This is a genomic window from Pseudomonas sp. LY-1, from assembly GCF_053502595.1.
In genome coordinates this window covers 47469-72882 of record NZ_CP094354.1, presented here as the reverse complement: position 1 = coordinate 72882, position 25414 = coordinate 47469, and the positions used below count along the sequence as shown (strand labels likewise).

The following is a 25414-nucleotide window of genomic DNA, read 5'->3' as shown; positions in this document are numbered from 1 at the left end:
TCATCGACTCGTAGGTGGTGAATCCGGGAAGTGACCAAGCCGCTCCTCAAATACGAGCCGGCTATGACCACAATCCCAGAGAGAGAACATCAGCCCTGTGCTCATGTCAGCGGCGATAAAATCCTCTCCGTTTGGAATGAGGGTGTATCCGTTGGCTGAGATGAGATCGAAAACCTCATCCCAGCTACTGGCCCTGCGTAGTGCATGGAAAAGGCCCACCCGACCTTCTAGCTGCTGGGTCATGGCGTCACGAGCGCCCCAAAGCGCACGAGTGCCGCCGGCGTCTAGCCGGTCGGCCCATTCATCCAGCCTATTGAGCACCGATCTCATTGGTCGCGCCCTCAGCAGGGGTATCCAGCTTGTCCTGGTTGGGAGCCTCGTCACGCATTTTGACCAGCTGCTGCATGGTTTGGAGTAGCACCTGTGTGCTTTGGGCACCCTTCACCAGCAGTTTGTTGCCTGTCAGGTTGTCGACTACGACCGTTGCTGGCGTGCCGGTGACCCCCATGTTCGTGCCTTTCTTCACCTGGCCTTCGATCAAGGCCCGGTACTTGCCGCTTTCCATGCACTGACGATAGGCATCAAGGGGAGCACCAACCTCCTGCGCAAGACGCTCTACGTCCTCGACACCTTGGCCATTGAGTTGAGTGCGAGCGAACCATTCGCCAGTAAAGGCCCAGAAGGCTTTGTTGCCGGCAACCTCGCCCACGCACTCAGAGGCGTGAGCTGCCACTTCCGCTGCGGGGTTGTGGAAGGCCAGGGGGTAATGCTGCCATTCCCAGTTAATGCGCCCTTCGGACTTGTCAGCCATCTGCTTTGGCGTGTCATGGAAGCGCTTGCAATAAGGGCATTCCAGGTCAACGAACTCGACCAAGGTGAACTGGGCGTCCTTGCTGCCGTAGATGTGCCGACCTTCAATGGTGGTGTCAGCTGCGCCGCTCCACTTCGAGAGGATTTTCGCTTTCGCTGCGTTGATCTTCTCAACTTCACGATCCTTCAGGGTTTTGTCGACCGCGCCTGGCAACTGCTCCACAAGGGCATTTTGTACCGCGATGTCGGTGTAGCTCTGACCCATGTGGACGGAGACACCGATAGCAACGGCAGAGGTCACGATGGAAACGCCAATGGCTGTAGCGAGAGTGGGATTGAATTTAGGCATGACTGATCACTTATAGGAGGGGGAAAAAGACGGTTTCAGGTGAAGAGGGACATCCTTCGGGGTGCCTTCGACGAGAATGACCCACTCCTCGTAGCTCAACCGTTGAGCCCCTTTGCAGAGCTTGTTCCGGACGGCAATGTAGTCATCGACCGAACCGGCCGCGTTGGCCAAGGTGACGATGCGCTCGCTTGCCGCGGGTTGGCCAAGAGCAAAGGCCTGCGCCACATTTGCAGAGTCAGCACAGTTGGCCTGGAACATGGATGAGGGGACTGCAACGCTATCGTTCGTTGTAAGGCGTGCTTGCAGCTCTGGGTGAAGCTTCCCGGCCGGGGTCTCGAGAACATCGAGGCTGCCAAGAACGGGTTGATAGGTGGGTTTTCGCAATGCTGCACCGCCTCGGCCCGTATGCCCCCAACTGGTGTGGTATTCGCGCATGTCGGGCTCGTAGCTTGCTACCTCGAATGGCGTGCCTGAGGCAGGTGGTTCTGGCTTGTTGGCACAACCCGCTGTGAGCGCCAAGCCAATGGCCAGGCCTAGCGGCAGGAGAGATTTAAGGTGGTGCATGGTTGATCCTCTGAGGCTGGTAAGGATCATTTTCCTCTGTACAGAAAAGGAGATGGCCCGTTTTCAGGACGAAAAAGCGACTGAAAAAACGCCGACAAAAAACCCGCTTGCCATTGGATTCTGCTTGTTGCAGACTTCCTATCACGTCGAGTAGCTCGGCGTTATAAATCCGGATTGCATGCCTTGCAGTCCATCTAGCAGGCCCAGCGCCTCATGGTTGAATCTCAACCATCATGAATTCCCAGATTAAGTCAGCCCACATGTGTGGACTGATTTAGTCATGCGCTTCGTCGCATGGTCGGCTTGTTGGCCGTCTCAAAAGTACAACCAAAAACCCATGAAAAACCAAACCCCAACGGGGCTGCTATTGCCCCCGTATTGGGGTAATGCCGCCCCGTAGTTCTATCTAAATGGAGAAATACTATGGCTCGCGGCGTAAATAAAGTGATCTTGGTTGGCACCTGTGGTCAAGATCCAGAAACTCGCTACTTACCGAACGGTAATGCAGTAACCAATCTCAGCCTTGCAACAAGTGAGCAGTGGACTGACAAGCAAACGGGACAGAAAGTCGAAAAGACCGAATGGCACCGTGTTTCTTTGTTTGGGAAAGTCGCTGAAATCGCTGGTGAGTATCTGCGGAAAGGATCGCAGGTATACATCGAAGGTAAGCTTCAAACACGAGAGTGGGAAAAAGACGGTATCAAACGGTACACCACCGAAATTATCGTCGACATGCAGGGCAGAATGCAGCTCCTGGGTGGTAGGCCAGAGCGCGACAACTCTCAAGGGCAACCCCGTGAGCAGCGTCCGCAACAGCAACAACAACGTCCTAGTCAGTCACCACGCGATCCTGCTCCACAGCATGATCCGCATTATGACAGCTTCGACGACGACATCCCTTTTGCCCCAATTAGCCGTTTGCTTCTAAACATCATCTAATCAGGCAGAAGTCAGTCAAGAATTAACGCACCTTCGGGTGCGTTTTCTTTTTAGAAAGGAAAATGAAATGAGCGATAACTTCCAAAACGCAGTTGCAATTATTGCGAAGCAAGAAGAAAAGTTCATCAAGCTAGTGGAGTCGTCGAAGACTGACGTGATGTTCAAAAATGAGCTGCTGTTTGCATCGCAGGCCATGATGAACAACGACTATCTGTGCAAGTGCGCTACGACTAACCCGCTAAGCCTTAGAAATGCCTTTAGCCAGGTTGCGGCTTACGGATTGACTCTTAATCAATCCCGACAGCTCGCGTACTTGGTGCCCCGAGACGGGCAGGTGGTTTTGGACGTGTCCTGGAGGGGCATGGTCAAGGTCGCTGTGAACGACGGTGCGATCCGTGATTGCATCGTTGAATTGGTCTACTCGAAAGACAAATTCGAGTACAGAGGGAAGCGACAAAGCCCGACCCACACGTTCAACCCTTTCGACAAGAAGGCTGATCGTGGGGAGTTTGTAGGTTGCTACGTCGAAGCTCTTCTGCCTGATGGCCGCGTTCACGTTGAGGCGGTTACGAGGTGCGTGAATACCTGCTGGAGAAGTGGGGCCGCTGCTGCGCCTACTGCGACGCTGAAAATACGCCGCTGGAGATCGAGCACATCGTTCCGCGCAGTGCCGGCGGCAGCGACCGGGTGCCCAACCTGACCCTGGCCTGCCGGCCCTGTAATCAGCGCAAGGGCAACCAGCCAGTCGAGGTGTTCCTGAAGGCCAGGCCAGAGCTGCTGGCCCGAATCAAGGCGAAAGCCAAAGCTCCACTTCGGGATGCCGCCGCCGTCAACGCCACCCGCAATGCCCTGTTCCGTGGCCTGCTGGATACCGGCCTGTCGGTCACCACGGGCACCGGGGCGCAAACCAAGTACAACCGCCGACGCCTTGATCTTCCGAAAACACATGCCCTTGATGCCGCCTGTGTCGGCGAGATCAGGGCCATCGAGCACTGGCACCGCCCCACGCTGGCGATTAAGGCCACCGGGCGGGGCGACTACCAGCGCACTCGGCTGACCACACATGGCTTTCCGAGGGGTTACCTGACTCGGCAGAAACGCCACTTCGGCTTCCAGACCGGCGATCAGGTGCGCGCCGAGGTGCCGACCGGCAAAAAGGCCGGCACTCACCTGGGGCGAGTCGCCGTGCGCAAGACCGGCAGCTTCAACATCCAGACGTCTGATGGCGTGGTTCAGGGCGTCCACCATCGCCATTTCACCCTGATTCAGCGGGCCGATGGCTACGCCTATTCCCACATCCAAACCGATAGCCCTCAATCCCAAAAGGAGGCAGCGAGAGCAGAGGTACGCTGAGCGTGCCGCGCTATCCCTTGGTCTGAGGGCCGGGATATCTCGTGCAAAATTGATGAATGACTTTCTAATGCTGTACCTGCCCCCGGTTTTGATTCTGGGGGTTCTCGCGGGCATCGCCCACGTTCGTCTACTTGAATTCCCTGCCTACCGAGGGTGGTGGGGGGAGTACAAGGTGAACTTCATGCTCCGCCTATGCCTCAGTGGCGAATACAAGGTGTTCGCCAACGCGATCTATCGTGGCAAGACAAGGGGAGAGTCAACACAGGTTGACCACATCATCGTGTCGCGCTACGGGATCTTTGTCCTGGAAACGAAGTGTTTCAAGGGGAAGATCATTACCTACCCAGAAGCCCCCGAGAGCTGGTTGCAGATCGTCGGCCGAAGGAAATATCGCGTGCAAAACCCGCTGATGCAGAACTACGCGCACGTGAAGGCAGTTCAGAAGGTCACCGGAGTCCACTCTCAGAAAATCCACAGCTACGCAGTGATGGCAGGGCAGGCCAGTTTCACCTATGGAATGCCTGAGCGGGTCTACAGCATTTGGGGCGCGATTCGTAAAATCCAGTCCTACAAAGCCCCGGTTTTTACTCGGGGCCATGTGGTGTCAATTTGTCGGGCGCTGAGCGAGCGCAGAATCAAGGGGGGGTATTGGGCTGCAAGGCGGCATGTCGAAAAGCTGAAGCGCCGAGGCGATGATGGATCTACAACGTGCCATGAAGATAGACCCCGAGAGGAACACCTATCGCCACCCCAACAAGAACAGCAGCAGTGACAGAGATGATCGCGACCGTATCCCAAAATACTGCCTCTGGCGGCGCTTCAAGTGACTCGTCGGTGGCCAGCTCTTCTGTCCACAGTGGGGTGGCTTCGCGTGGAGGAGGCTGATCCGTCGCTTGTCTGCGTCTTCTACTGGTTCTTGCCGGTGTTGACGTAAGATCATCAAGCATAATGACTCTCCTAAGCAAAACGCCCCGCAATGCGGGGCGTTTTCATTACTGGCGCTATCAAGCAACCGCTTCTTCGGGAAGCGAATCGAGAGGGTCTGCATTGCCCTCAGGCTCAATGTGACCCGCAGCCTCGCGCTCCTCCTTCTCGGCGCTCACTTTGGCTTCTGCCTTTTCGATATCTTCTTGGAGCTCTGCAACTTTGCTGGCGTATGCCTTTGCTCGCGCGCTCTGACCGAGGCCAACGAGTGAGCGGATCAGCCGGGCCATTTGGTTGCTCTTGTTTGCACGAAATTCCTCAGCTTCCGAGCTATCGATTTTCTCATGCAGCCAGGCGGTATCGACCTGGATAATCAGGTGGTCAAATGCCTGAAGCAGGCTGCTCATCCGCTTGATTTCTGGGCTGGTGATTTCGAATTCGCGAGTCAGTGGTGAGCTGTACCCTGCAAGCTCTTTGATTCCCAGACTCTTCAAAAGCGTGTCCATCCGCTCAGACTCGTCACGCACGGCTACTTCCATGCGCTCGATTTTCTTCGAGACCGCATCAACCACCGCTTTGTGATCAAAGGTCTTGAGGTTTTTGGCCAGCTTGCGGGACGTAACGTCGATGATAAAAAGAGCCGTCATGAGGCTATCGAAACGGTTGCCGGCGAAGAACTTCGCCTGCTCAGTGTTCAGTACCATCTTTCCTTTGAGGGATGGCTTGGAGTATTGGTATTTCGTCGGTTGTGGTTGAGTGGTCGCCATTAGCGGTTTCTCCGGATGTTGGTGGCCGGACTATTGCACCAGCTTGCGGAGCCTCTGGATTTCGATTTCACGCACGAATAGCGTCGGAATTTGAGGTGCGTTTTTCTGGTTGACGACAGAGTGAAATGGCGGCGAGAATTGCGGCACTCATCGGCCAAGGTCGATTAAGAATTTGCCTCCTGGAGGCCATTGACCCTAAGTGACAGCATGCTGCTGCCACTGGTACCCAAGACGTGTATGCGTCTGGGAGCAAGCCAAGCTGAGCTTATCAGCTTAAAAACCAAGCCTACGTTCGCGTAGCGCCGATCAAAAAAGGAAGCCATTTGGCTTCCTTTTTTTGTGTCAAAAAAACCCTGACGGGGAACTCCCGTTAGGGCGTTCTCCGTTCTAAAAAAATGGAGAACTGAAAATGGCATCTACAACCCTCAAAGTTAAAGTGCTGACCGCGTTTGGCTTCCTCGTTGCTATGTTGGGAGCTGTATACGCACCGCAGTTTGCAAAGCATGTTTTGCCTTTGACACTCTGCGTGTTCCTCGCTGTGGTGATCCTGAATGCTGAGCAGATCCTGCGTGGTGTTCTGAGCTACCTACGCGGTTGTCTGAAGGCTTCGGCTCCTCAAGCAACCAAGACCTTACCCAACGCCCGTTGGTGTAGCAGCGTCGATTATGACAACTACTACATTCCCTCCTACCTGCGTCGCCAGGGAGAAGAGAAATGATCCGTGTTGACTTCGATGTTCCAAGCTATCTCCGACTGCCACAAGGGCTATGCATTGTTTCAGAGCGCCTGGCCCATAAGCTTCCCGAGCCAGAAACCAATGAAACGATGCACCAGGCGCTTGAACCGGTGGTGATCAACAAACTGTACCGGCCGGAAGGCCGCAACCAGGTTGCATCGATCGAGAACCAAGAGCAGGGCGAGATCAAAGGGGAGTTCATCCCTCGCGAATCCCAGCCCGCGCATCAAGAAACAGCTCAAGAGATCCAAGTCGCCCAAAGCGATGAAGATCAAGATGAGCGCGCACCTGAACTCAATTTCCAAGGCGTTGCTGGCAGGTCTGTTACCGGCGAATACCGCGGTTCAGGTTTCGCCCACTATCGGTTTCTCAAGAAGAACGGAAAGTCGTTCTTCTTGCGTATCGGTGAACACCTGGTTTGGGGAATCGAGCTCAACGCTCAGCTACGCAAATCTGGAGCGCAACAAGGTGACAATATCTCGCTGACATTCCTTGGCAAAACCGCCGTGAGTGTGCTCAAAGAGGTCGTTGTCGACGGTAAGAAAGAACAGGAGTGGGTTGATACCTACCGCAACTCCTGGGAAATCAAGATCGTGAAATAGCCAGCAATGCGCCCTTCGGGGCGCATCTCAACCAAACGGAGGTACCCATGTCCAAAGACTCAGAAGGCAATTACGCCCCAGAGAAACAAGATGTGCTGGTAGCCGCTGATGGCCGCTGGCATGACATTTACGCAAGCCTCGCATCTTCATTGGTGCCGGCACACAAAAAAGCAGGACGTGGGGTTCCATGTCCGGTGCATGGTGGGGAAGACGGGTTTAAGATTTTCCGCAAGACGGCTGGATCGTCGAGCGGTGGTATCTGCCGTACCTGCGGAGTCAAGGCTGATGGCATAGCCTTGCTGATGTGGGTCAACCGCTGGAGCTTTCACCATGCTTTACAGGAGGTTGGAGCATTGCTCCGGGTCAAAGACCCGTATGGACGCACCGCTGATGGATTTATCCCAAGCGTTGTAATCCGAAAGGAGCGAGCCCCAGCAAAACCAGAGGCTTCAGACGATTGGCTGCGTGAAGCTATGCGCAACCTGTGGAAGGGAACCGTTCCTCTCACAGACCCATCAGCGGAACCAGCAAGGCTCTATCTTCGCTCCCGAGGCATTCTTGCTTGGGATCGACCAGAGCTGAGCCGCTACGTTCGCTTTCACCCGGAATTGACCTACAAGGACAAAGCCGGCAAGCGTTCTAAGCATCCAGGGATAGTGTGTACGCTCATCGATCCTGAAGGCCAGGCTGTGACCATCAACCGTCACTACCTGACGATGAAGGGTGAGAAAGCCGATCTCGCGGAGCCGAAAAAAATGTTTCCAATTCCCAGCAACCGCAAGCTTCCCGGTTGTGCGGTGCCAACATCGCATCCAGGAGAAGTCTTGGATGTATCCGAAGGATTGGAAACAGCTCTGTCGGTAGAAACAGCCATGGGTATACCAGTATGGCCCTTGGTGAATTCCTACTTGTTGGAGAACTTCGTACCACCAGCCTGCACCAAAGCAGTCCGAATCTGGGCTGACAAGGACCGCAAGGAGGGTGGCCAGAAAGCGGCATTGACCTTGAAAAAACGTCTGTGGGAAATGGGGATCAAGGCACAGATAATGTTGCCCGACATGCCCATCCCTGACGGCTCCAAAGGTGTCGACTGGAATGACGTTCTTCGTGAACGTGGTTCCCTCGGCTTCCTAGGCCACGAGGTCTATCGCGCACAGCGATAGGCCTCTGGCCTTCTCAACTTCCCCCTCTTTTTCCGACCGTAAAAGCGCCTGAAAACGCGCCCCCTCCTGTTGGCCAACGCTCACAATTCGAGCATCCCCATCTTGGCCAGACGGACTCATGACGCCCCTAAAATTTCCCATCTTGTTGCTTGCTGCCGCTATAAGCAGCACTTCCCTTGCGGGAGAGACCAAGCCCGCCGAGTCAAAAACGCCCCAGGTTGCTGGTTCTTCGTTCTACCAGGACAAAGAGCGCGGCTGGTTCTGGTACGAAGATCCGCCTCCTGAACAGGAACCCGAAAAACTCGAGCCCGCGCCGGTTCCAGCGGCCCCACCTCAAGCCGAAAGGGAAGCCTCCGAACCAGCCGCGCCCGAGCTGCCCCCGACCGGCAGCGTGGCGTGGATTCGGGAGATGCTTCCGAAACTGCGTGACGCAGCAATGGATAACCCTACCAAAGAGAACGTGAGTGCATATTTTTGGGCCAACCGAATCATGATGGACAAGGCCGAGCGATTCTCACGCCGCTCAGCTGACGTAATCCGAAATGATCCACTGCTCGATGAGGACATGCGTTATCCGGCTTCCAACGCCGCCTCAGATGCTTTGGCAACTGCGGCCGGCAAGCAGAAAGAAACCCTGTTGAAGCTCATCGCTGGCAGCTCTGCGCTGATGTTCTTCTACAACGGTAACGACTGCATTCTGTGCGAACAGGCCCAGGCAGCGGTCTCTGCTCTCGAGTTCAGGTACGGGTTTACTGTCATGCCCGTCTCGATGGATGGGGCCCCCCTTCCTGGCGGCAAATACCCAAACACACAGTACGACACTGGGCTCGCAGAGCAGCTGGGCATCATCACCTCGCCTGCGCTGGCCCTAGTCATCCCTCCGAATGACGTGAAGATCGTCAGCTTCAGCACCGTCTCAATGGAGACGGCAACCACTCGGATTTTAATGGCAGCGAATGAAGCAGGGCTGATTTCCGATCAGGAATACAACGCTACATCCCGCCTTAACACCATGGGTTTGATCGACGCCACGAAACTGGCTGACGCACCGCCCGACGCAACAAAAAACCCTAACGAATTCGTGAATCGGATGCGCGATGAAGCTCGTCGCGCCTTTCAAAAAGACAACGGAGGTGCCCAGTGAAAATCAAACCGATCGCCCTTGCTGTAGCGCTGATGGTGCCCTTCGGGGCTCACGCGAACATTCAACAGCAGGTCAATGAAATGTTCAGCGGCATGATCAACGTCACCAGTCCAGGGGCATATAAAACAGCCACACGCGGCGTTATTACCGGCGGGTCCGTTGTCCTTCGGAATCGGATATCCACCGCCAACCTCATCAGCATTACCCCGCCAAGCGCAAAGGGTGGATGCGGGGGGATCAACCTTTACAGCGGCTCGTTCTCCTTTATCAACGGCGAAGAGTTTGTAGCGCTCATGAGGAATGTGGCGTCGAACGCGGCTGGCATTGTTTCGGGCTTTGCCTTTGAGTTGGCCCTCGATGCGATGGACGCTCAGACAGGTGGTGTGATCCGCAACCTGGCCAACAAGATCCAGGCGCTCAATCAAATGTTTTCCAACAGCTGCCAGCTGGCGAGTGGGTTGGTTACGAATGCCAAAAAGGCATACGAAGAAAGCACCGACTTCAAATCCGCGATGACGGCCTTCGGGTCGAACGTCTCATCTGACTTCTTTACCGCGAAATCCACCAAAGAAGACTCACCAGCCAACCGGATTGCTGCCTCTGGTAAGGCCGTTCAATGTGAGAACACAGGGAATGTTCTGTGGTGCGCCATGATGAAGTCTGGCCTCCAGTCGCAGATCCTATTCGGCAGCGACGAAAACGCGGAATTCATCATGTCGATGGTCGGCAGCTACAACGTGTCGCTCACCAACGACGCCAGCGGGGGGAAAAACTTCGCTGCGCATCCCATGCCGAAGCTGATCACCGGCGAAGGTCTGAAGATTCTTGTTGAGGGCTCGGCCAACCTTGATGTCAAGGTCTACCAGTGCGACCAGGATGACCCGGACTGCTCAGACCCGAACATCCGAACTCTCACCAGCTTCAAGGGCCTCGAGACTCGAATCCTAGAGGATCTTCAAAACAACGGAATCCTTGAGCGTTTTGCGAACGGCACTGCAACCGCTGCTGACGGAAACCGGATTGCATACCTCGCATCAAGCCGAGTAGGGGTGAATTTGATGAAGATCACCCAGAAGGCAGGGGCTCAATCCGGTTATGACTATCTGAACCAGTTCGCCAAGAAAATTGCTGCTGATGCTTCGATGAGCCTGATTTATCAGCTGCTTGGGCATACAGAGAAAGGCCTGACCAGCCTGAATATGGCGGATGCAGGGAAGGTGATTGAGGACCTGCGGGCTACCAAGGGTGAGCTCATGGATGAATACCGCTCGTACATCGAGGAAGCAATGCAAGGCAAAGATGCCGATGGCCAAGCCGAGAAAATGCTCCAGATGGCCCCTGTGTTTGATAATGGAACCCTGCCACAGGGAACCATCAACGATAACGCAGGCGCGTAACGGAGATATCCATGGACTTCACTATCTACACGACAGGCAGCGCCGAGTTCCTTGAGATCATGCTCAATGCCTGCGCAATGATCACAGGCAGCGGTGACGCAGAAGACCTTGCCCGTATTGGCGCGCTGATAGGCTTATTTCTGTTGGCGTTCCAAGCTGTTTTCAATAACCAGGCCATTACCTTCGGAAAGGCGGGCCTTGTGCTCGTCCTTTACATGATGTTCTACGGCCCTACAGCCACCACTGTTATCGAGGATACGGTGTCGTCGCAGGTGCGGGTGGTGGACAACGTGCCTCTTGGCCCTGCCTTTGTCGGCTCAGTCATCTCAACGGTGGCCTACGGCATTACAAAAACCGCGGAGCAGGCATTTTCTACTCCAAGCATGACCGACTACGGGCTGTTCTCGAGTCTGAGCACATTGTCGAAAGTGCGCGACGCTCTTCGGAACCCGATGGCACTGGACGGCTTCCAAAACTACCGAAAAGCGGACGGGTGGGATCTGCCCCGATCGGTGAACGAGTACATGACATTCTGTTCACTGAACCCCGTGGCGCTGAGAACGGATAAGACCTTGACCGACCTGTACCGATCGCCTGGCTGGGCGGAGGTGCTGTCAAACCAGAACTCATCGATGTTCATCTACGTCTATGACGGTACCGCCGGCACCATGAAAAGCTGTGCAGAGGCGCGGTCGTTTCTCAACGCCCATTTGCAGAACGTCTATACAGACGTGCTAGAGGACATTCTCCAGAAAGGGTTCAGCGAAGAGGCCAAGACCAACCGCATGACCAGCGGTATCCAGGTTCAAGCCGCTACTGACCAAGCTATTCAGAGCCTCGCACTGAGTAGCAAGTCGGCTCAGGACTACGTTTTGACTTCGCTAATTGCGCCGATTTTCAACGATTCCCGTGTCGATGCCATGAACCATTGGCAAGAGCAAAGAGCCGCAATGGCTCTTCGCGAATCGCTCAACCAGCAAGAAATTCAATGGGCGGGGAAGGGCGACAGCTTCAAACACTACATGAGACCGATGATCGCCTTCTTCGAGGGCATGCTCTATGCGATGACGCCGTTCATGGCCTTTGCTTTGCTCCTGGGTGGGCCTGGCCTTTCTATCCTCGGCAAGTATCTCGTGTTGCCGCTGGCGGTGGGTTTGTGGATGCCGCTGTTGAGTATCGTGAATGCTTTTACCCTCTGGTATGCAGGCTCCCAGATGGAAGCCGTATTCAACGGCTACGACCCCACAGGTTCTGGTTTCGCAATGCTCCAACTCATGGACATAGACAAAGCCATCGGCAAGGCACTGGGTATTGGCGGTCTGCTTGCGGCGTCCGTGCCTCCATTGGCACTGTTCATCGTTTCCGGCTCTGCCATGGTTGCCAACAGCGTCATGAGCCAAATGACGGCAGGCGACAAATTCAAGTCCGAAGACGTGAATCCTCGGGCCCAGGATAGCGCACCTGTTCTCAGTCAAAATGCCTCGTTTACTTCCGACCAGGTAAGCTCCGGGGTGAGCAGAACGGGATCGCCGCAGCTTGCTGAGACGATAACCGGCGACCAAGCTGCGAGTGCAGTCCTTCAGAGCGCCCAAACCGCCTCGCAAACGGCCACGAGCCAGTACCAGAGCAACCTCTCAGCGGCAGGCCAGCAACTAGCCTCGACGAGTACGGGGCGCGAAGCGATGACGCAAATGGGCGAAAGCATCAAAGCTAGCGATGCTCTCAAGCAAAGCTCTTCCTATAACCAGGCAGTTGAGAATCTTCGAAGCAGTGGTTTCTCTGAGTCGTCGATAAACATGGCAACCGCAGCCTCAGCGCTTGGTGGGCAAGCCGGCCTGAAAGGCATCATGGCCAACCTCAAAACCAGTGATGGCAAGTCGCTTTCCGAAATGAGCGGCACAGAGCGTCGAACTGCCGAAAAATCTCTCTCGCAGTTAAGTTCTTCCGTGGAGAGCGCTAACACCCGTGACCTGACATTTGCCACCGGTGATGCCTTCCGTGACTCGTCGATGGCCCAAAGTAGTGTTAGCAACACTGATCAGATAAATCAAAGCCGCACTGAAGCTCTACAGGCACAGAATACGTACAGCCAAGCGGCTTCTCAGCAAGACACCATCAGGGCAAGTCAAGGCCTCAATCTTCGCGATGCAGCGATCAAGTCGCTATCGAGAGGCGGGGTATCTCGAGCAGAGTCTGGCTTAGAACTTCAGCGCATGGCTGGTGCAACTGATGAAGGGAAAAAGCTCTTCGCTGAAGCATTTAATAGCCAAAGCATCAAAGATATGTCGTCGAATACGGACGAGCAGAGGGCGATGGCGGCAATCCGGGCGATTAACCAGCAAGGCAGGCTCGGCGAATTGGTCATGAGCCAATTCAATCCATTCGACTTCAACGTAGCTCAGGGTAATGCGGGAGAGTTTGCAAACATAGCAGACAAAGCCGGCGCAGCAACGGCCGGGAACTCAGGTTTGCAAGGCGAGTTCAATTCAAGATGGCAGGGTAACAGTGACGCATATGCAGGTGCTCAGGACATGAACATTTCTGCTAAGGAAGCGGCTGAAGACCAAGGTGCTGAGCTTGTCGGAAACCGTCATGCGGAGAACAGCCTAGCCCCACAACTCGCGCATGCTCGCAACAGTGAGGATGTTAGAGGGGCGGCAGATTCAGAGGCCGCGCAGCAACTATCGACCTTCGGTAAGAACTACGATGATAAGGGCTTGATGATCAAGGCCGCATCGGCGGTTCAGAGCATCCAGTCGGGCGGCAAAACGCTTACGAACTTCCTGGCTGGCAACGAGAACACACAATTCAGCAATGACGTTTCTGAAGGGCAGCAACTGGGGCTGACAGATAGCCAAGCCGCACTTCGAGCAGCTAGCCGGGCAGGCATGCCAACGGACTCTGATATTTATCAGTGGTCCTCCTACCACACCTACTCGGAAGCCATGATCGCGTCTGGCGGGGATGAAGACTATGCGAAGGGCGTCCATGCTTCATTGACGTACCAGGCAGCAGGAAGTGATGGAACATCTGCTGACCGGCCGGTTGTGGAAACTGTCGCTGCGGGCAATCGTCACAATCCCCTGCCCAAAAACTTTAGACCTGCGGCAATTGAAAATGCTGAACAACCCAAACAGGCCAGCGGACCGAGGAGACCGTCAATCGAATGAGTAAAAAAGGGGCTTTATAGCCCCTTTTTAGTTGAAGCCGACAAAGACAAATCGGTAGATCGCCATGACAGCGAAAAAGAGGGCGATTCCACCAATGATAGTCAGCTCCAAAGAAATCGCTCGAAGCCCAAGAATGGCATCACGACGCAAGCGAGCAAGCCCGCTTTTCCGAGGCATCCCATTCCACTCCTCGCTCAAACAGAAGGGGCAGATGCTTTTGAGAGGCTTCTCACCCCCGACCTGCACACCATCGACATAAATCGATCGCTCCATAACCACACGTGGAACCATCATTTTCTTGCAGCATTGGCACTCAGCCTTGTCGTTTCGCATCTCGTTCACCCCTCGAAAGTTCTTACCCTAAGAATCTCACAGCGCGCTGTAAACCCAAGCGAATCTACGTAATGGCAGGAACTGGCTAGGGCAGGCCTCTCCCTGGATGGGTAGACACCTCACCTTCGCGACTGCGGGCGAGCCTGGCGCACAACGAAACCTTTCTCTCTATCGACTGCCCAATTCATCCCTTGAAGAGTTCGGCCAGCCAACCCTTCACCGCGATGGCAATTCGCTCCCGCAACAGGAACATCAAAACAGACAGGCCAAGGCTCACGCCCAACGCCTCGGCACCCAAGCGGGCGAACACGACGATGTTGATCAGAAGCAACACCATGATGCCAAAAAACTCAGCATTCGCTTTTGCTCCAGTGAGAACCTGCTGCTCAGTCAGCATCCACTTGGGCGACAGGCAAAACGGACAAACCGAAGACTCCGGGTCCCGGCCACCAACGGGGACGCCGCTGATGTAGAAGGGGGCGCTAGTGACCACCTTCGGGACCATCATTTTCTTGCAGCACTGGCACTCAACTTTGTCGTTTCGCATCTCGTTCACCAATGAACTCTTCCGCCACTAAACCGCATGTGCGGTTGTCGTCGGAATTTCGCGGGTCGTTGACTTGGGCTTGACCGCTTGCGCGGACAGCGGCTTGAGTCTCGCCGTCACGCCCGTCCCAGGCGTGTCTTGCAGTATCCAGGCGTCGAGCAGTACGACCCTGGCGCTGTTCTGATCCCTCGGCAGCACGCAGCCACAGGCACAGCGGTGCATGCGCTCACTGAGCAGTTTGGGCACGATGGCCCAGCAGGCTGAACAGCGCTGCGAGGGTTTTAATCGGCGCGTATCGGACAGATGCAAAACGGAACCAGCTTCGTGCGCTTTGTAGGTGAGCATCTGATGCGCCATGCTGAAGCCGGCCGAGAGAATTTCCCGGTTCAGTCCAGCCTTTTGCCGCACGCGACGGCCCGGTTTCTCAACCGTGCCCTTAGCGCTGCGGCTCATGTTCTGGGGTTGCAGTTCTTCCGTGGCGATCAGGGCGCAGCGCTGCACCAGGGAAGTCGTTTGTTTATGCAGGAAGTCGCGCCGTCCATCTGCAATGCGCTGGTGCAGACGGATGATTTCCTGGCTTAGCAGCCGATAGCGGTGCGAACCCCGCTTCCTTCTGGCGCGTTGTCGTTGCAGGTTGGCCAACTGGGGCAGCGCCTCGCGCAGCCAGCGGGGGTTTTCGATCTGGCTGCCATCATCAAAGTTGGCCCAGTGACTGACGCCCAGGTCGATACCAATTGCATCGTCGCCTGTTCGCTCACGCCGACAGGCGGACTCGGGCACCCGTAGGGTGATCGAGGCATACCACTGATCTTGGCCGGTGGCGTGATTGCGGCGGCGGCTGAGGGTCAGGTCATTCGGCGTGAAATCGGCGAAACGGTGGCGGCCCCGCAGACGAATCATCATCGCGCCCTTGCCGCTGCCCAGCCGCAACGTGCCGCCGCGCTGGCCGAGCTGCTGGAGCTTCCAGCCGGCTGGATCGGGGTAGGAGAAGCCCGAGTAGCGGGCGCTGGATTTGAAGCGGGGAAATCCCGGTGACTGGCCAGCTTTGACCCGGCGAAAGAACGCCTGAAAGGCTCGATCCAGTCGGCGCAGGGTCTCTTGCAGGGCATGACTACCCAGCTCGACCAGCTCCGGCCGAAACTGTTTTATGACGGGTAACGTGTTCTGTTGGTCGTAGTAGCTGATACTGATACCAGCTTTGCGGTACGCCTCGATGCGCTCCTGAAGCGCAGCGTTGTACAGTTCGGCGTGCAGGCGCACCCAGCCGTCCAGCCGTTCTTGCTGGCTGACATTGGGGTAAAGCCTAAAGGTCACTTTTCGCCTTTGCATGCTTCCGACCCTACAGCATCTCACCCATAACCCAAGTCGTCCGCTTGGCATGCCGCCTGGCTACGGGCCTGGCAGAGGATGTTCAGTGGTTGCACCAGATGCATCGGCCGGGCTTGAGCGCGTAACGAGCATTGATCTCCTTGCACTTGCTGCATGGGGTGAGAGTGATGTCTCCGGTCTTCATTGCGTTGCTGAGCTGGTAGCCATTGGAAGGGGAGATCATATCGCTGGCCTCGACGCCAACCGCTTTACACAGCTCCACATACTCACGATGAGCCGCAACCACCGCGCGAGCATTCGTCCGCCGAAGAGGATTGTCGGCGAGCAGCCTGTACACAGTGAGGTAGAGCAGGCTGTGAAGAGGGCTTTCAGCCAGTGTCTTATTCGGTGCCTGTATGCGCCCGCTTTGGGACTGGACAAGGGGGGTATCCCGTAGCAAGGAGCGCTTCATCCGAACTACCTCGTCTGCATTCAATCCTGTCCATTGCGCGACCAGCTTCGGCTGTAGCTTCTGCTGAAGCAACTCGGTCGCAACCACATCGAGGGGCATCGTAGACGGATAGTCTTTAACCCGGCCTATGCCACTTACGCCAGGCTTCAGGAAGTACCGAAGGTCGCCAAGCAATACGGTGGTCACGTCTCTCAGTTGATCATCTGGCGATGATAAGTTCATCCTCAGCTTCCTGAGGTTGCACCTGGTGCCAATCGAGAACCCGCCGCGGCTCACCAGCATCATGCGAGAGTCGAAAGATCCTGCCTCGAACACCCGATACCCAACATCGTCGAGGCCTACAGCCAGAATAGGGCTTGTTTCGTTGACGCGGGAGAAATGACAAAACTCCATGAACATGACCATCTTGTTGCCAATCTCCCTGAACTCCTCATCGTCCAGGTAGCCCCTGCCGACTTTCAGGGTGTTGTAGTGAACACGGTAGAGAGAAACGGGAAGGGCATCTACAGCGTTCAACTGACGCTGGTTCGCGCTCAAAGACGAAAGCCAAACCATATCGCTTTGAGTCAAGCGCTGCTCGGCGAGAATGACATTGAAATCCCGCAAGCCAGATGTCAGCCAGCGCAGGCCCATTTGTATCATCGATGCGTTGATCTTAACTCGCATGTCCCTGCCCTTACTTTAAACGCTGTAGTGAACGCCAAATGCTGAGCACATTACTCGCATACTCGCGTGCGTCAAGTTCACGCTTTGGGTTTCGTGTATGGTACCCACCAATAGCAAGTTGCATATCGACAGGATATTGAGCAATCGACTCGCAAAGTATCTGAGCACCAACGCGGATGTTCACCTCGGGGTCAAGAAGAAACTCCGGGCGCGCTACTCTATTGCCGTTCCAACGATAGTTTATTTGCATAATCCCTATGTCGGTGAGGATGTCTTCGGCAATATATTTGCCGAGTACAGCCTTGGCATCCATGTAGGTATTAGGGTACAGAGCGCCACTAGGTTCATTGCGAAGCGCAAACGGGTGTGGTGCAATCATCCCTTTTCCGGCAGATGTTTTAGATTCCTTTAGAGCTAGTGAATATAGAAGCAGAGGGTCCGGCTTGCATGCGGAGGCCATTGACGCTCGCTCCCACATCGTTCCTTTTAATGAAAAGCCATTAGCTTTAGCGCTCACTGAAGTACCTATGGCAATGCATGCAGATACTGCAATAAAAGAACTGATACGGATATTAAACATTTGCCCCCCTTATCCAGCTGGCAACTGGACGAGAGGCTGGCTCATTACTGACCTGTTCCTTTTTGTCATCAGCAACAATATTATCTTGCTGAGTATCTGCTTGCTTGCTTTTAGCATCTTCGGTCGCACTAATCATGCTTAGATATAGCGCTGCCATTGCAACAAGTCTTTTACCCCGATAATCGGGGTCAATAGTTTCAAGATGCGCGTGCAATTCTTGTGTCGCTGGCGTGACTCGACATTGTAGTCTCATCGTTTTATCCACATTCCCTCCTTAGCGCGTCCTTGCGCACCCGTTAAATTAAGAGCGTGCGATATGCCAGAAACCTTCGGCATTGCTTTTTACGCTGTTCACGGGCTTGACTACCAATGCATCGGGAAATTCTTTTCTGGCAAATGGCTCATACAATGAGGCTCCCCCGCCGCCGAGGATCACACAGTCGATAGCACGGCCCTTCAGGAATCGAAGTCCTTGCTTAATCTCAGTGAAAACGGATGGGATAACACGTTCGGCAGCACGCTCTAGATATTCTGCAAGTTCAACCTTGCGGCCATAAATCAGGATGTATGACTTACCCGACTGGAGCGCATGTTCAATCTTTTCTACGCCAGGAATACCGCCATGATCCTTCGCAATCTCTTCATTGCACGCTTCAAGTACAACAGACATAGCCTTGAGGCTGCTGCTGCTGGAGTTGACTACCAGCTCGCGATGGTCAAATACGACCCAATCAACACTGAAAAATCCCGGATCGATAATGATCGAAACTGACTCCTCAATAACTTCCGATGCATCTGAGTTGCAGTAGATCTCTGTCAGAGTCCCGATCGGCTGAGCAACAACCTCTACTCGCTTAACGGTAACCTCTCGCTTTGGCGTAATGCGATGCGTCCCAGTCATACGCTTTACTAGGGCTTCCACATAGGCCTTATCGCGAGCCTGCGAGACAGGAAGGCCAGTTACTAAGCAGTCAATCACGTCTTTATCACCCGCAGCATGCAGCAGAGCTCCCTTAAACAGGGCCTCATAGGCGTGCGAAGACGTGTAATCCTCGTGCAGTTCTCGTCCATCCTGAACACGGCCGGGCGCGGCAAATGCCACCCAGGGCGCTCCATCAACCTCCACGATTACTTCACCAGCGCGTAACCCAGAATCCCCAGGCAGAACGCTCAAGGGAGCGGCCTGCGAGGGGCGAATAATCGACTCCGGATGCCCATCCCCACTGCCAAAAACGCCAATCACGTTGCTGTAACCAATATCCAGACCTAAGGCGTTACCCATTCGAATGCCGCTCCCAGCAAAAAATGACAAAAGAAGTGCGTCAGATGACGACGCGAATGACCCCGCAGCACATGAAACCCCACATCCAAAGAATCCCAAGCGCTATATCTGCATCACCCGGTCACCAGATGACGACGCACCGTAATAATCAGCCTTCCTGAAAGCTTTGGGCTTCGTTTTCAGGACGTTTTAGCGTCTGAAAACGATCCACGCCTTCTCTGTCGACCCGCAAAATGCTCCCATCCACAAAGGAGCAACATATGAACTCACCCTCTGAAGCCCCCAAGCACCCAGCAGTAGCGGAGCTTGATCGCGTCTATTCCAGCCTTGTCGGCCGAGCGGAGGAGCTGCGCGACTCTTTCTTCCAGACAGCCCTTTCACTGCACGCAGGTAAGCCAGGGCACATACCGATCGTGATCCGTATCCGGCAATCCAGCCCGAATGCCGTCACCATCGAATGGGCGAAAGTCATTTTGCCGAGGCTCAAGGAAGGCGAAGCCAAGAAACCGCGGGTCATCCGGACAATCAATAAGGGTCAGGGAAGCAAGTACCCGGTCTCGTCGTTCTCATTCGTCAAGGAGCCCTTGAAGAACATCGTTCGGGCCTACGAAATCCAGCTCGCCGAGATCCGGGAAACGTGCTCGGTCATTCAGCGAGTCCGCCGTCAGCTTGTCCCTGCGGTGAAGAAAGCTGGCGTGGTTGACGGCTCGATTTCTGCGTTCATCACTCATGATTACCCCGCAACGTCCGACTAAGCGAGTCGCCTGGGAACTGTGCCGAAAAATGGTGGAGCCCAACAAAATCAAGGGCTCCGACCTACAACACCTCTTCACGACACCCCTTCACGACACCCTTCGACGATGACGACACCTCTTCACAGTACCGTTTGCTGCAAACTGACCCGGCTGAATAGCCGCGACGCCTTAGCGGGCGGGCGTTTCAGTCCAGCAACACCCCTTCACAACACCCCTTCACGACACCCCTTTGGCGATGACGACACCCCTTCACGGCAACCATCTGACGTGGATATCGCTACACGCCCCGTTGCGCGGGCCTTTCAGAGCGGCGCGCATGAAACTAGCCCCAATGCGATTTTCTCTCTATGTGAGGTGAACCGTCAGACTCCCATAAGCAAGCGAGGTGGTGTGAGGGTGGTTTTCCTGAACCTGTGTCGCGAAGCGGGTGAAGGGGGTGTAACGGAAGTGAGCAAGCACCTGCGGGCAGGTAGAGGGCGGGCAGCGGATTCGGAGCGCACTAAATCCTTGGGATTGATTGCGATGGTGGGAGCATTGGCACAGCGCAAATTTGCGGGCTGGAGTAAGCAGCCAGGATTGAGAGGGAGTAAATCTCATGCTCGGGAGCGAACAACTGGAACTACTGCTTGGATCAATCGGCGCGTTGAGTGCCGGGTTAGCAACCGCCTGGCTGACCTACTACGGATCGAGGTATGTACTCAGCGATGCGAAAACCGACTGCGCGAAACTGCGGGCGGCGATGAAAGCCTTGGCTGGCAAATCTGCGAGCGTAAGGGGAGGGCCTAGCGAATGATCTTCGCGAACCTGCCATACCTCGGAGCATGGACATCAGCAATCCACGGGATGGTTTTCACTGGCATGTGCATTACCGGCATCGCTTGCTGCGTAAGCTTGTCGATCAAGTCAGCATTGGTTGTCACCAGCGTGATATCGAACATAAAGAGCCGGCGAAACACGGCAATGAACAGGCGGTGACATTTGGAGTTTAGAAAAAGAGATGACGGCAGGTTATTCCCGCCGGTGCTACCAAACGGCGATTTCATAGGCGTTGCCCATGGGAGCCAACTCCGGCAGGTTCTTTTTTCAGTGCGGGATGACGGCCTGTACGGGGAGGGTGTATTTCTCCTATGGCACGAAATATCCGGCGTATCCATCACTGACGCCAAAGGATTCCAGATTCGGAGCGGAAAATATGCCAGCGGCGGAATTGGATTTTACGCAGGGGCATCTGCTCTGCTCGATTTGACTGGGGAAATCGTTACCCGGATAGATGGATACACTGTCGACTACTGCCTGATGAACCGAATCAGTTACGAATCAAACAGGAAGATCTAGTTCGATGCTGCGTTCGTGCGCTTTTAAACGTGTCGCGAAGCGGATGGATGCATGTTGTTAAGGTGAACCACAAATTTAGGGACAAGGGGATTTTATGTACGGCGTTAATGAGTTGATCGGGGCCAGCGGTAGTTTTTCTCTTGAAGGATACAACCTCCCTGCGGATAAGGAGTGGTCTGAGGAAATATTGGAGGTGCTGCATGCAGACATTCCGGGCAGTCATGATCTCCTAATTGCAATCGTACTCACTCAGGAGTGCGCAGGGTTGCGTGAGCGTAGTTCTATGGCGATGGCGGTAGTGCTTAGTGAATACGAGTCAACGCTCGGGCAAGCGGATGCGTTGCGAGCAAGAACGTTTTTTGCCGCCGCTATCACAGAGCTGAAGATGGTTCTCGATGAACTTAAAGACCAGCCGCAAGCAGAACAGGAAAAAGTGTTGTCGCGTTTGGGGGAGTATTTCGGGGCTGGCGTCCAAAAGTTGGACACCTCCTTTGAGGGGATGGAGCAAGTATACTTGCTGAGCAACCCCAATACGGGGAGATATTGGTTGTCGCTGAAGCGTCATGCTTAATAACGTGTCGCGAAGCGGAGGATTGAGCGGTGAGTGAGTGCGCGACTGGAGACAAGAATAAGCGCGCTCGCGCACTGGACAGAATCAAGAAATGTTTTGCGCTCGCCAAATCCAGCAACCCGCATGAGGCCGAAGCAGCAATGCGGCAAGCCCGCAAACTTATGGATAAGTTCAAGCTGGAGATAGGCGATGTGCATGCCACCCAGACGGAAGAATTTTCCCTGCGGATCGGTAAAGCCAAAAGCGTTCCGCCACAATGGATTCGCATGTTGTCGATGACGGTTTCTAAAGCGTTTGGCTGTGTGAGTTTCTACAGCTATGGCCCTGACGGGCAATCGCTGATTTTTATTGGAGAAATCGGTAGCGCTGAAATGTCGGCCTATGCGTATGAGGTGCTTATCCGGCAACTGAAAGACTCCAAGAGAAAATACCTCTCAGGAGTCAGTATTCAGGGCACAGTTCAAAGGCGCAAAGCGGGGGTGCTGTATGCGGAAGCATGGATCATCGGCGTACACAAACGAGTAGAGGAATTTTCCGGCGTTACGGAAGAAGTGGAAAGGGCAATCCACGCTTATACGCAGAGAAATTATCCAGGTGTTCCGGTCACAAAGATGAAACGCCGAAAACTGGATATGGATGCGTACCGAGCCTACATTCAGGGCAAAAGGGACGGTGAAAGCGTTTCTCTGCACAAACCCATGGGGCGTGACGAGCACAGGCAGTTGGAGTTGGAATGACGCAGGGCCCAGGAATAAGTCCCGCTCGAGCGGGATTTTTTTCGCCCGAGGTTTGTCCCCTGAAAGTGGGGGTAAGCCTGTGGATAAAGTCCTGGCGTGGCGGTCTGGGAACGCTCCCCCGGCGATGCTCAAATTTCAACCAGCCGGGCGAAATTCGACATTACACTTGACGTTCGCAATCGAGACAGAGATATTCCTCTCGGCACACGGGTAGGTGCCTGCCGTCCACATTGGCAAAGCGAAAGCACTACCGACAAACCAACGGAACCCTTATGGGTGCTCCGAAGTGGACACAGAGCATCAGCCTTTGGAGGCTGCCGTATGCAAAACCCAATCACACTCCGCGATATCGAAAACCTCAAAAAGCTCGCCAAACAGGCAAAGGCCCTTCACCCAGGACTGAGCCATGCGCAGCGCCTCAACCTGATGGCGCAGCATCATCTTCAAGCACGCAGCTATCACGAAGTTCGTAAGTGGGTCGCTCGCTCGTTAGAGCAGCACTACGAGCGGAAGGACGGTGGCGTGGTCTACTGCAAGCTCTGCCGCTTTTCGTTCGTCCCCGATGTAGCCGAGGACTCGACTACTCACGAGAAGCGTCACCTCAATTTTGAGGACGCTCTTTTCTCCCTTGGAGCGTTACCAGCTGCACATGCCACCCGAGAGCAAAGGAAACGCGAGGCGCATAACCTGATCCATTCCGCACCGTCCGCCGGCGAGGAACTGGCTGGAGTCGAGCAGCTGGTCAACGCCTGGTATGACCGTTCGCTGGAATCCGCGATCGGCAATGGAGACTGGAAGAAACACCCGAGCCTTGCCGAGTATGCCGCGATGATCGTTCCAACCGTTGAGGCCTGGTTGCGGCAGAGCAGGGTGTTGTACCTGTCCAAATACGGCTGCAATCGAGGCGTGATCCCAGAGGGTCAGACAACGTGGGTTCAGCCTGAAGGCTGATAGGGTTGGGTCTTTTGGGGAAGCTGCGACAATCGGCACGTTGATTGATCCCATCTTCCCCAGGACTTCCCACATGAGCCGAGATACCTACGAAGCCAACATCGCCTTCATCGACCAGACGGTAAAGCGCCTGGAGCGCAATGAAGTGAGCATCGACGAGTTGGAGACCCTTGCTCGCGAATTTGCGGATGCCCGTAAGTTCTGCGCCGACCGGCTTACCCGCATCGAGGGCGTTGTTCAAGCAACCTTGGGCGCTGAAGAGGGACAGGCCGGTGAGCGCACCTGATCCGATTGAGCAGCACCTCACTCTCAGCGCATACCTTACCCAGATCCAGAAGGCCATCCGTGCTGCGGTGCCAGACAGCTGCTGGGTTGTTGCAGAACTCAGTGACTTCAAGCGCCGCCCGAACGGCCACTGCTACATGGACATCTTGGAGTCGCGTGAGGGAGCCGAGGTCGCGAAGGCACGGTGCACCATGTTTGCGAACGTCGCCGGCAAGGTACTTGGTGAGTGGCAGCAGGCAACCGGAGGCCTGCCCCAAGCAGGAATGAACGTCCTGCTGAAAGTGAGGGCGGATTTTTCCCCTCAGTTTGGCTTCTCCCTGATGGTCACCGGCATCGACCCGAGCTACACGCTGGGTGACATGCAGGCCAAGATGCAGAAGATCATTGCCTCCCTGAAGGAGCGGCAGTGGTTCGACCTACAGCGGGGACTTCCCTCTCCAGGGGGGTTCTGGCGCGTTGCGGTTGTGGCTCCGCACGAGGCTGCTGGGCTGGCCGATTTTCGGCGTGATGCAGAGCAGTTGGCTGCGGCCGAGGTGTGCGGCTTCGAGTATTTCTCAGCGACGTTCCAGGGGCGTGATGCATCAGACAGCATCCGCTCTGCGTTGCGGACGGTTCATGAGCAACATCAACAGCAGCCATTCGACGCCGTATGCATCATCCGCGGGGGTGGGGCGAAAAGCGATCTGGCCTGGCTCAACGACGCGAACCTTGCGGCTTGGGTGTGCCGGTTGCCTGTTCCGGTATTCACCGGCATTGGGCACGAGATCGACGAATGCGTGCTTGACCTCGTGGCACACCGCCGGTTCGACACACCATCGAAGGTCATCGGGTTCATCAAAACAGCGCTCATGTCTGAGGCCTCAACTGCTCGGGCTCAGGTCGAGCGGGCCAACGGCATGATCTTGCGCCTGGTGTCTGGGCAAGCCCCGCATCTGGATCGCGCTTGGAGCACCTTCAGCCGGCGGGTGACGGAAACGCTCCATGGGGAGCATCGGCAACTGTTGCAACAGCAAAGCAGCCTCGACAAAGGCCGGGACCGCCTCCTCAGCCAACAGCGCATGGCCCTCCAGCTCGCGCAGGATCGATTTTCAAGGCTCGGGGCTGGTCTGTGTGTAGCTGAGCGCCAAAGGGGGCTGTTTGCCGCCTCGAGGGTAGCCTCTCTGAGTAGGGCGCTGATCGCCAAGGAAATTTCGCGCCTGGAGCTTGCATGCACGGTCTACGACAAGACAAATCCGCTTGCACTGCTCGGGAGAGGCTTTGCCTTAGTCCGTGGCCCTGGTGGGGAGATAATCAGCAGTGCCCAGCAGGCTCGCGATGCAGGCAAGCTGGATCTGGCCTTCGCCGATGGCCATGTCATCGCCGCAGTTGAGGATCGCTGAATATGGCTAGTCGCGGCCAACCTTACACCCCATGCAAGCTGTACATCGATGGCGCTGGCGACCTGAGCGCTGGCGACTACATCCTCACTTCCGGTGGCTCGGCCTACCTGGTGCAGGCTACTCGGCCCAGCCCAAGCAAACCTGAGCGCCTGTATCTGGATTGCCTGCGCTGGCCACCCGATCAGATTCCCGAGGACGCCAGGTGCTACCAGCTCAACTGGTACCGGCGTTGAGAAAGTGTGACCTTCGGCTGGCCTGGCATACACTGGATAGCTGGGCCCGCCGCCGGCGATAG

The 25414-nt window shown here is 55.4% G+C and carries 26 protein-coding genes and 2 pseudogenes; 17 read left to right on the top strand and 11 right to left on the bottom strand.

The window, feature by feature from the left end; translation table 11 throughout:
- Nucleotides 1-310: 310 nt before the first annotated feature.
- Together MOQ67_RS31110 and MOQ67_RS31105 are read right to left on the bottom strand one after the other, a co-directional pair.
- The gene (locus MOQ67_RS31110; RefSeq protein ID WP_013100888.1) at nt 311-1159 is read right to left on the bottom strand and encodes a DsbA family protein; all 849 of its coding nucleotides are present in this window, start codon (nt 1157-1159) and stop codon (nt 311-313) included.
- Between the two features lie 6 nt (nt 1160-1165).
- Nucleotides 1166-1723: a hypothetical protein gene (locus MOQ67_RS31105; RefSeq protein ID WP_033041159.1), complete on the bottom strand. Its 558-nt coding sequence runs from the start codon at nt 1721-1723 to the stop codon at nt 1166-1168.
- A gap of 423 nt (nt 1724-2146) precedes the next feature.
- On the opposite strand from MOQ67_RS31105, the gene MOQ67_RS31100 reads away from it, so the two are divergent.
- The 4 genes and pseudogenes from MOQ67_RS31100 to MOQ67_RS31085 all read left to right on the top strand — a co-directional run bounded on the left by MOQ67_RS31100 (nt 2147) and on the right by MOQ67_RS31085 (nt 4787).
- Complete coding sequence (locus MOQ67_RS31100; RefSeq protein ID WP_013100890.1) at nt 2147-2662, top strand: single-stranded DNA-binding protein; 516 nt, start codon at nt 2147-2149, stop codon at nt 2660-2662.
- 67 nt (nt 2663-2729) lie between these two features.
- Nucleotides 2730-3173: pseudogene (locus tag MOQ67_RS31095) on the top strand (recombinase RecT); the annotation flags it as partial.
- A gap of 53 nt (nt 3174-3226) precedes the next feature.
- Nucleotides 3227-4015, top strand: a pseudogene (gene iscB / locus MOQ67_RS31090) (RNA-guided endonuclease IscB); the annotation flags it as partial.
- Between the two features lie 52 nt (nt 4016-4067).
- Nucleotides 4068-4787 (top strand): nuclease-related domain-containing protein, encoded by a 720-nt coding sequence (locus MOQ67_RS31085; protein ID WP_231980890.1) that lies wholly within the window; start codon nt 4068-4070, stop codon nt 4785-4787.
- Between the two features lie 232 nt (nt 4788-5019).
- Here MOQ67_RS31085 and MOQ67_RS31080 read toward each other — a convergent pair whose 3' ends face one another.
- On the bottom strand, nt 5020-5706 hold the full coding sequence (locus MOQ67_RS31080; RefSeq protein ID WP_013100915.1) for a hypothetical protein: 687 nt from the start codon (nt 5704-5706) through the stop codon (nt 5020-5022).
- Between the two features lie 409 nt (nt 5707-6115).
- Between MOQ67_RS31080 and MOQ67_RS31075 the strand changes: the two genes are divergently transcribed.
- The 6 genes from MOQ67_RS31075 to MOQ67_RS31050 all read left to right on the top strand — a co-directional run bounded on the left by MOQ67_RS31075 (nt 6116) and on the right by MOQ67_RS31050 (nt 13918).
- Nucleotides 6116-6424: a hypothetical protein gene (locus MOQ67_RS31075; protein ID WP_033050417.1), complete on the top strand. Its 309-nt coding sequence runs from the start codon at nt 6116-6118 to the stop codon at nt 6422-6424.
- The gene (locus MOQ67_RS31070; RefSeq protein WP_028621620.1) at nt 6421-7044 is read left to right on the top strand and encodes a hypothetical protein; all 624 of its coding nucleotides are present in this window, start codon (nt 6421-6423) and stop codon (nt 7042-7044) included. Before MOQ67_RS31075 ends, MOQ67_RS31070 begins: the two co-directional genes overlap by 4 nt.
- Nucleotides 7045-7091: 47 nt before the next feature.
- Nucleotides 7092-8207, top strand: a complete 1116-nt coding sequence (locus tag MOQ67_RS31065) for a DUF7146 domain-containing protein (protein ID WP_047297007.1) — start codon at nt 7092-7094, stop codon at nt 8205-8207.
- Nucleotides 8208-8325: 118 nt separating this feature from the next.
- A complete protein-coding gene (gene traF / locus MOQ67_RS31060; protein WP_047297005.1) occupies nt 8326-9351 on the top strand; it encodes a conjugal transfer protein TraF in 1026 nt (341 codons plus the stop codon).
- Nucleotides 9348-10748, top strand: coding sequence for a conjugal transfer protein TraH (locus MOQ67_RS31055; RefSeq protein WP_047297003.1), 1401 nt, complete (start codon nt 9348-9350; stop codon nt 10746-10748). The genes traF and MOQ67_RS31055 overlap by 4 nt, the downstream gene beginning before the upstream one ends.
- Nucleotides 10749-10759: 11 nt before the next feature.
- Complete coding sequence (locus tag MOQ67_RS31050; protein WP_047297001.1) at nt 10760-13918, top strand: conjugal transfer protein TraG N-terminal domain-containing protein; 3159 nt, start codon at nt 10760-10762, stop codon at nt 13916-13918.
- Between the two features lie 27 nt (nt 13919-13945).
- On the opposite strand, the gene MOQ67_RS31045 is transcribed toward MOQ67_RS31050, so the two are convergent.
- The 7 genes from MOQ67_RS31045 to MOQ67_RS31015 all read right to left on the bottom strand — a co-directional run bounded on the left by MOQ67_RS31045 (nt 13946) and on the right by MOQ67_RS31015 (nt 19106).
- On the bottom strand, nt 13946-14251 hold the full coding sequence (locus MOQ67_RS31045; RefSeq protein WP_043859881.1) for a hypothetical protein: 306 nt from the start codon (nt 14249-14251) through the stop codon (nt 13946-13948).
- A gap of 184 nt (nt 14252-14435) precedes the next feature.
- The gene (locus MOQ67_RS31040) at nt 14436-14807 is read right to left on the bottom strand and encodes a hypothetical protein (protein ID WP_169715582.1); all 372 of its coding nucleotides are present in this window, start codon (nt 14805-14807) and stop codon (nt 14436-14438) included.
- An 18-nt stretch (nt 14808-14825) separates the two neighbouring features.
- Entirely contained in the window at nt 14826-16127 is a 1302-nt protein-coding gene (locus MOQ67_RS31035) for an RNA-guided endonuclease InsQ/TnpB family protein (protein ID WP_028621615.1), read from the bottom strand.
- A gap of 82 nt (nt 16128-16209) precedes the next feature.
- A complete protein-coding gene (locus tag MOQ67_RS31030; protein ID WP_013100922.1) occupies nt 16210-17244 on the bottom strand; it encodes a hypothetical protein in 1035 nt (344 codons plus the stop codon).
- Between the two features lie 10 nt (nt 17245-17254).
- On the bottom strand, nt 17255-17824 hold the full coding sequence (locus MOQ67_RS31025; protein WP_013100924.1) for a transglycosylase SLT domain-containing protein: 570 nt from the start codon (nt 17822-17824) through the stop codon (nt 17255-17257).
- The gene (locus MOQ67_RS31020) at nt 17817-18089 is read right to left on the bottom strand and encodes a hypothetical protein (RefSeq protein ID WP_080922816.1); all 273 of its coding nucleotides are present in this window, start codon (nt 18087-18089) and stop codon (nt 17817-17819) included. Before MOQ67_RS31020 ends, MOQ67_RS31025 begins: the two co-directional genes overlap by 8 nt.
- Before the next feature lie 36 nt (nt 18090-18125).
- A complete protein-coding gene (locus MOQ67_RS31015; RefSeq protein WP_028621613.1) occupies nt 18126-19106 on the bottom strand; it encodes a ParM/StbA family protein in 981 nt (326 codons plus the stop codon).
- A gap of 260 nt (nt 19107-19366) precedes the next feature.
- On the opposite strand from MOQ67_RS31015, the gene mobI reads away from it, so the two are divergent.
- A complete protein-coding gene (mobI, locus tag MOQ67_RS31010; RefSeq protein ID WP_013100926.1) occupies nt 19367-19861 on the top strand; it encodes a conjugative transfer protein MobI(A/C) in 495 nt (164 codons plus the stop codon).
- Between the two features lie 782 nt (nt 19862-20643).
- Here the strand turns inward: mobI and MOQ67_RS31005 are convergent.
- Nucleotides 20644-20904: a hypothetical protein gene (locus tag MOQ67_RS31005; protein WP_156796376.1), complete on the bottom strand. Its 261-nt coding sequence runs from the start codon at nt 20902-20904 to the stop codon at nt 20644-20646.
- Between the two features lie 386 nt (nt 20905-21290).
- Here MOQ67_RS31005 and MOQ67_RS31000 point away from each other — a divergent pair, with 386 nt between their 5' ends.
- From MOQ67_RS31000 to MOQ67_RS30975, 6 genes are all read left to right on the top strand, one after another.
- Complete coding sequence (locus tag MOQ67_RS31000) at nt 21291-21767, top strand: hypothetical protein (protein ID WP_011154398.1); 477 nt, start codon at nt 21291-21293, stop codon at nt 21765-21767.
- Between the two features lie 29 nt (nt 21768-21796).
- Nucleotides 21797-22504 (top strand): DUF2786 domain-containing protein, encoded by a 708-nt coding sequence (locus tag MOQ67_RS30995; protein WP_060765412.1) that lies wholly within the window; start codon nt 21797-21799, stop codon nt 22502-22504.
- 321 nt (nt 22505-22825) lie between these two features.
- Nucleotides 22826-23455, top strand: coding sequence for a hypothetical protein (locus tag MOQ67_RS30990; RefSeq protein WP_013100930.1), 630 nt, complete (start codon nt 22826-22828; stop codon nt 23453-23455).
- Between the two features lie 73 nt (nt 23456-23528).
- Complete coding sequence (locus MOQ67_RS30985) at nt 23529-23741, top strand: exodeoxyribonuclease VII small subunit (RefSeq protein ID WP_013100931.1); 213 nt, start codon at nt 23529-23531, stop codon at nt 23739-23741.
- On the top strand, nt 23728-25119 hold the full coding sequence (gene xseA, locus MOQ67_RS30980) for an exodeoxyribonuclease VII large subunit (RefSeq protein WP_060765411.1): 1392 nt from the start codon (nt 23728-23730) through the stop codon (nt 25117-25119). The genes MOQ67_RS30985 and xseA overlap by 14 nt, the downstream gene beginning before the upstream one ends.
- Before the next feature lie 2 nt (nt 25120-25121).
- A complete protein-coding gene (locus tag MOQ67_RS30975; RefSeq protein ID WP_060765410.1) occupies nt 25122-25352 on the top strand; it encodes a hypothetical protein in 231 nt (76 codons plus the stop codon).
- Nucleotides 25353-25414: the final 62 nt, after the last annotated feature.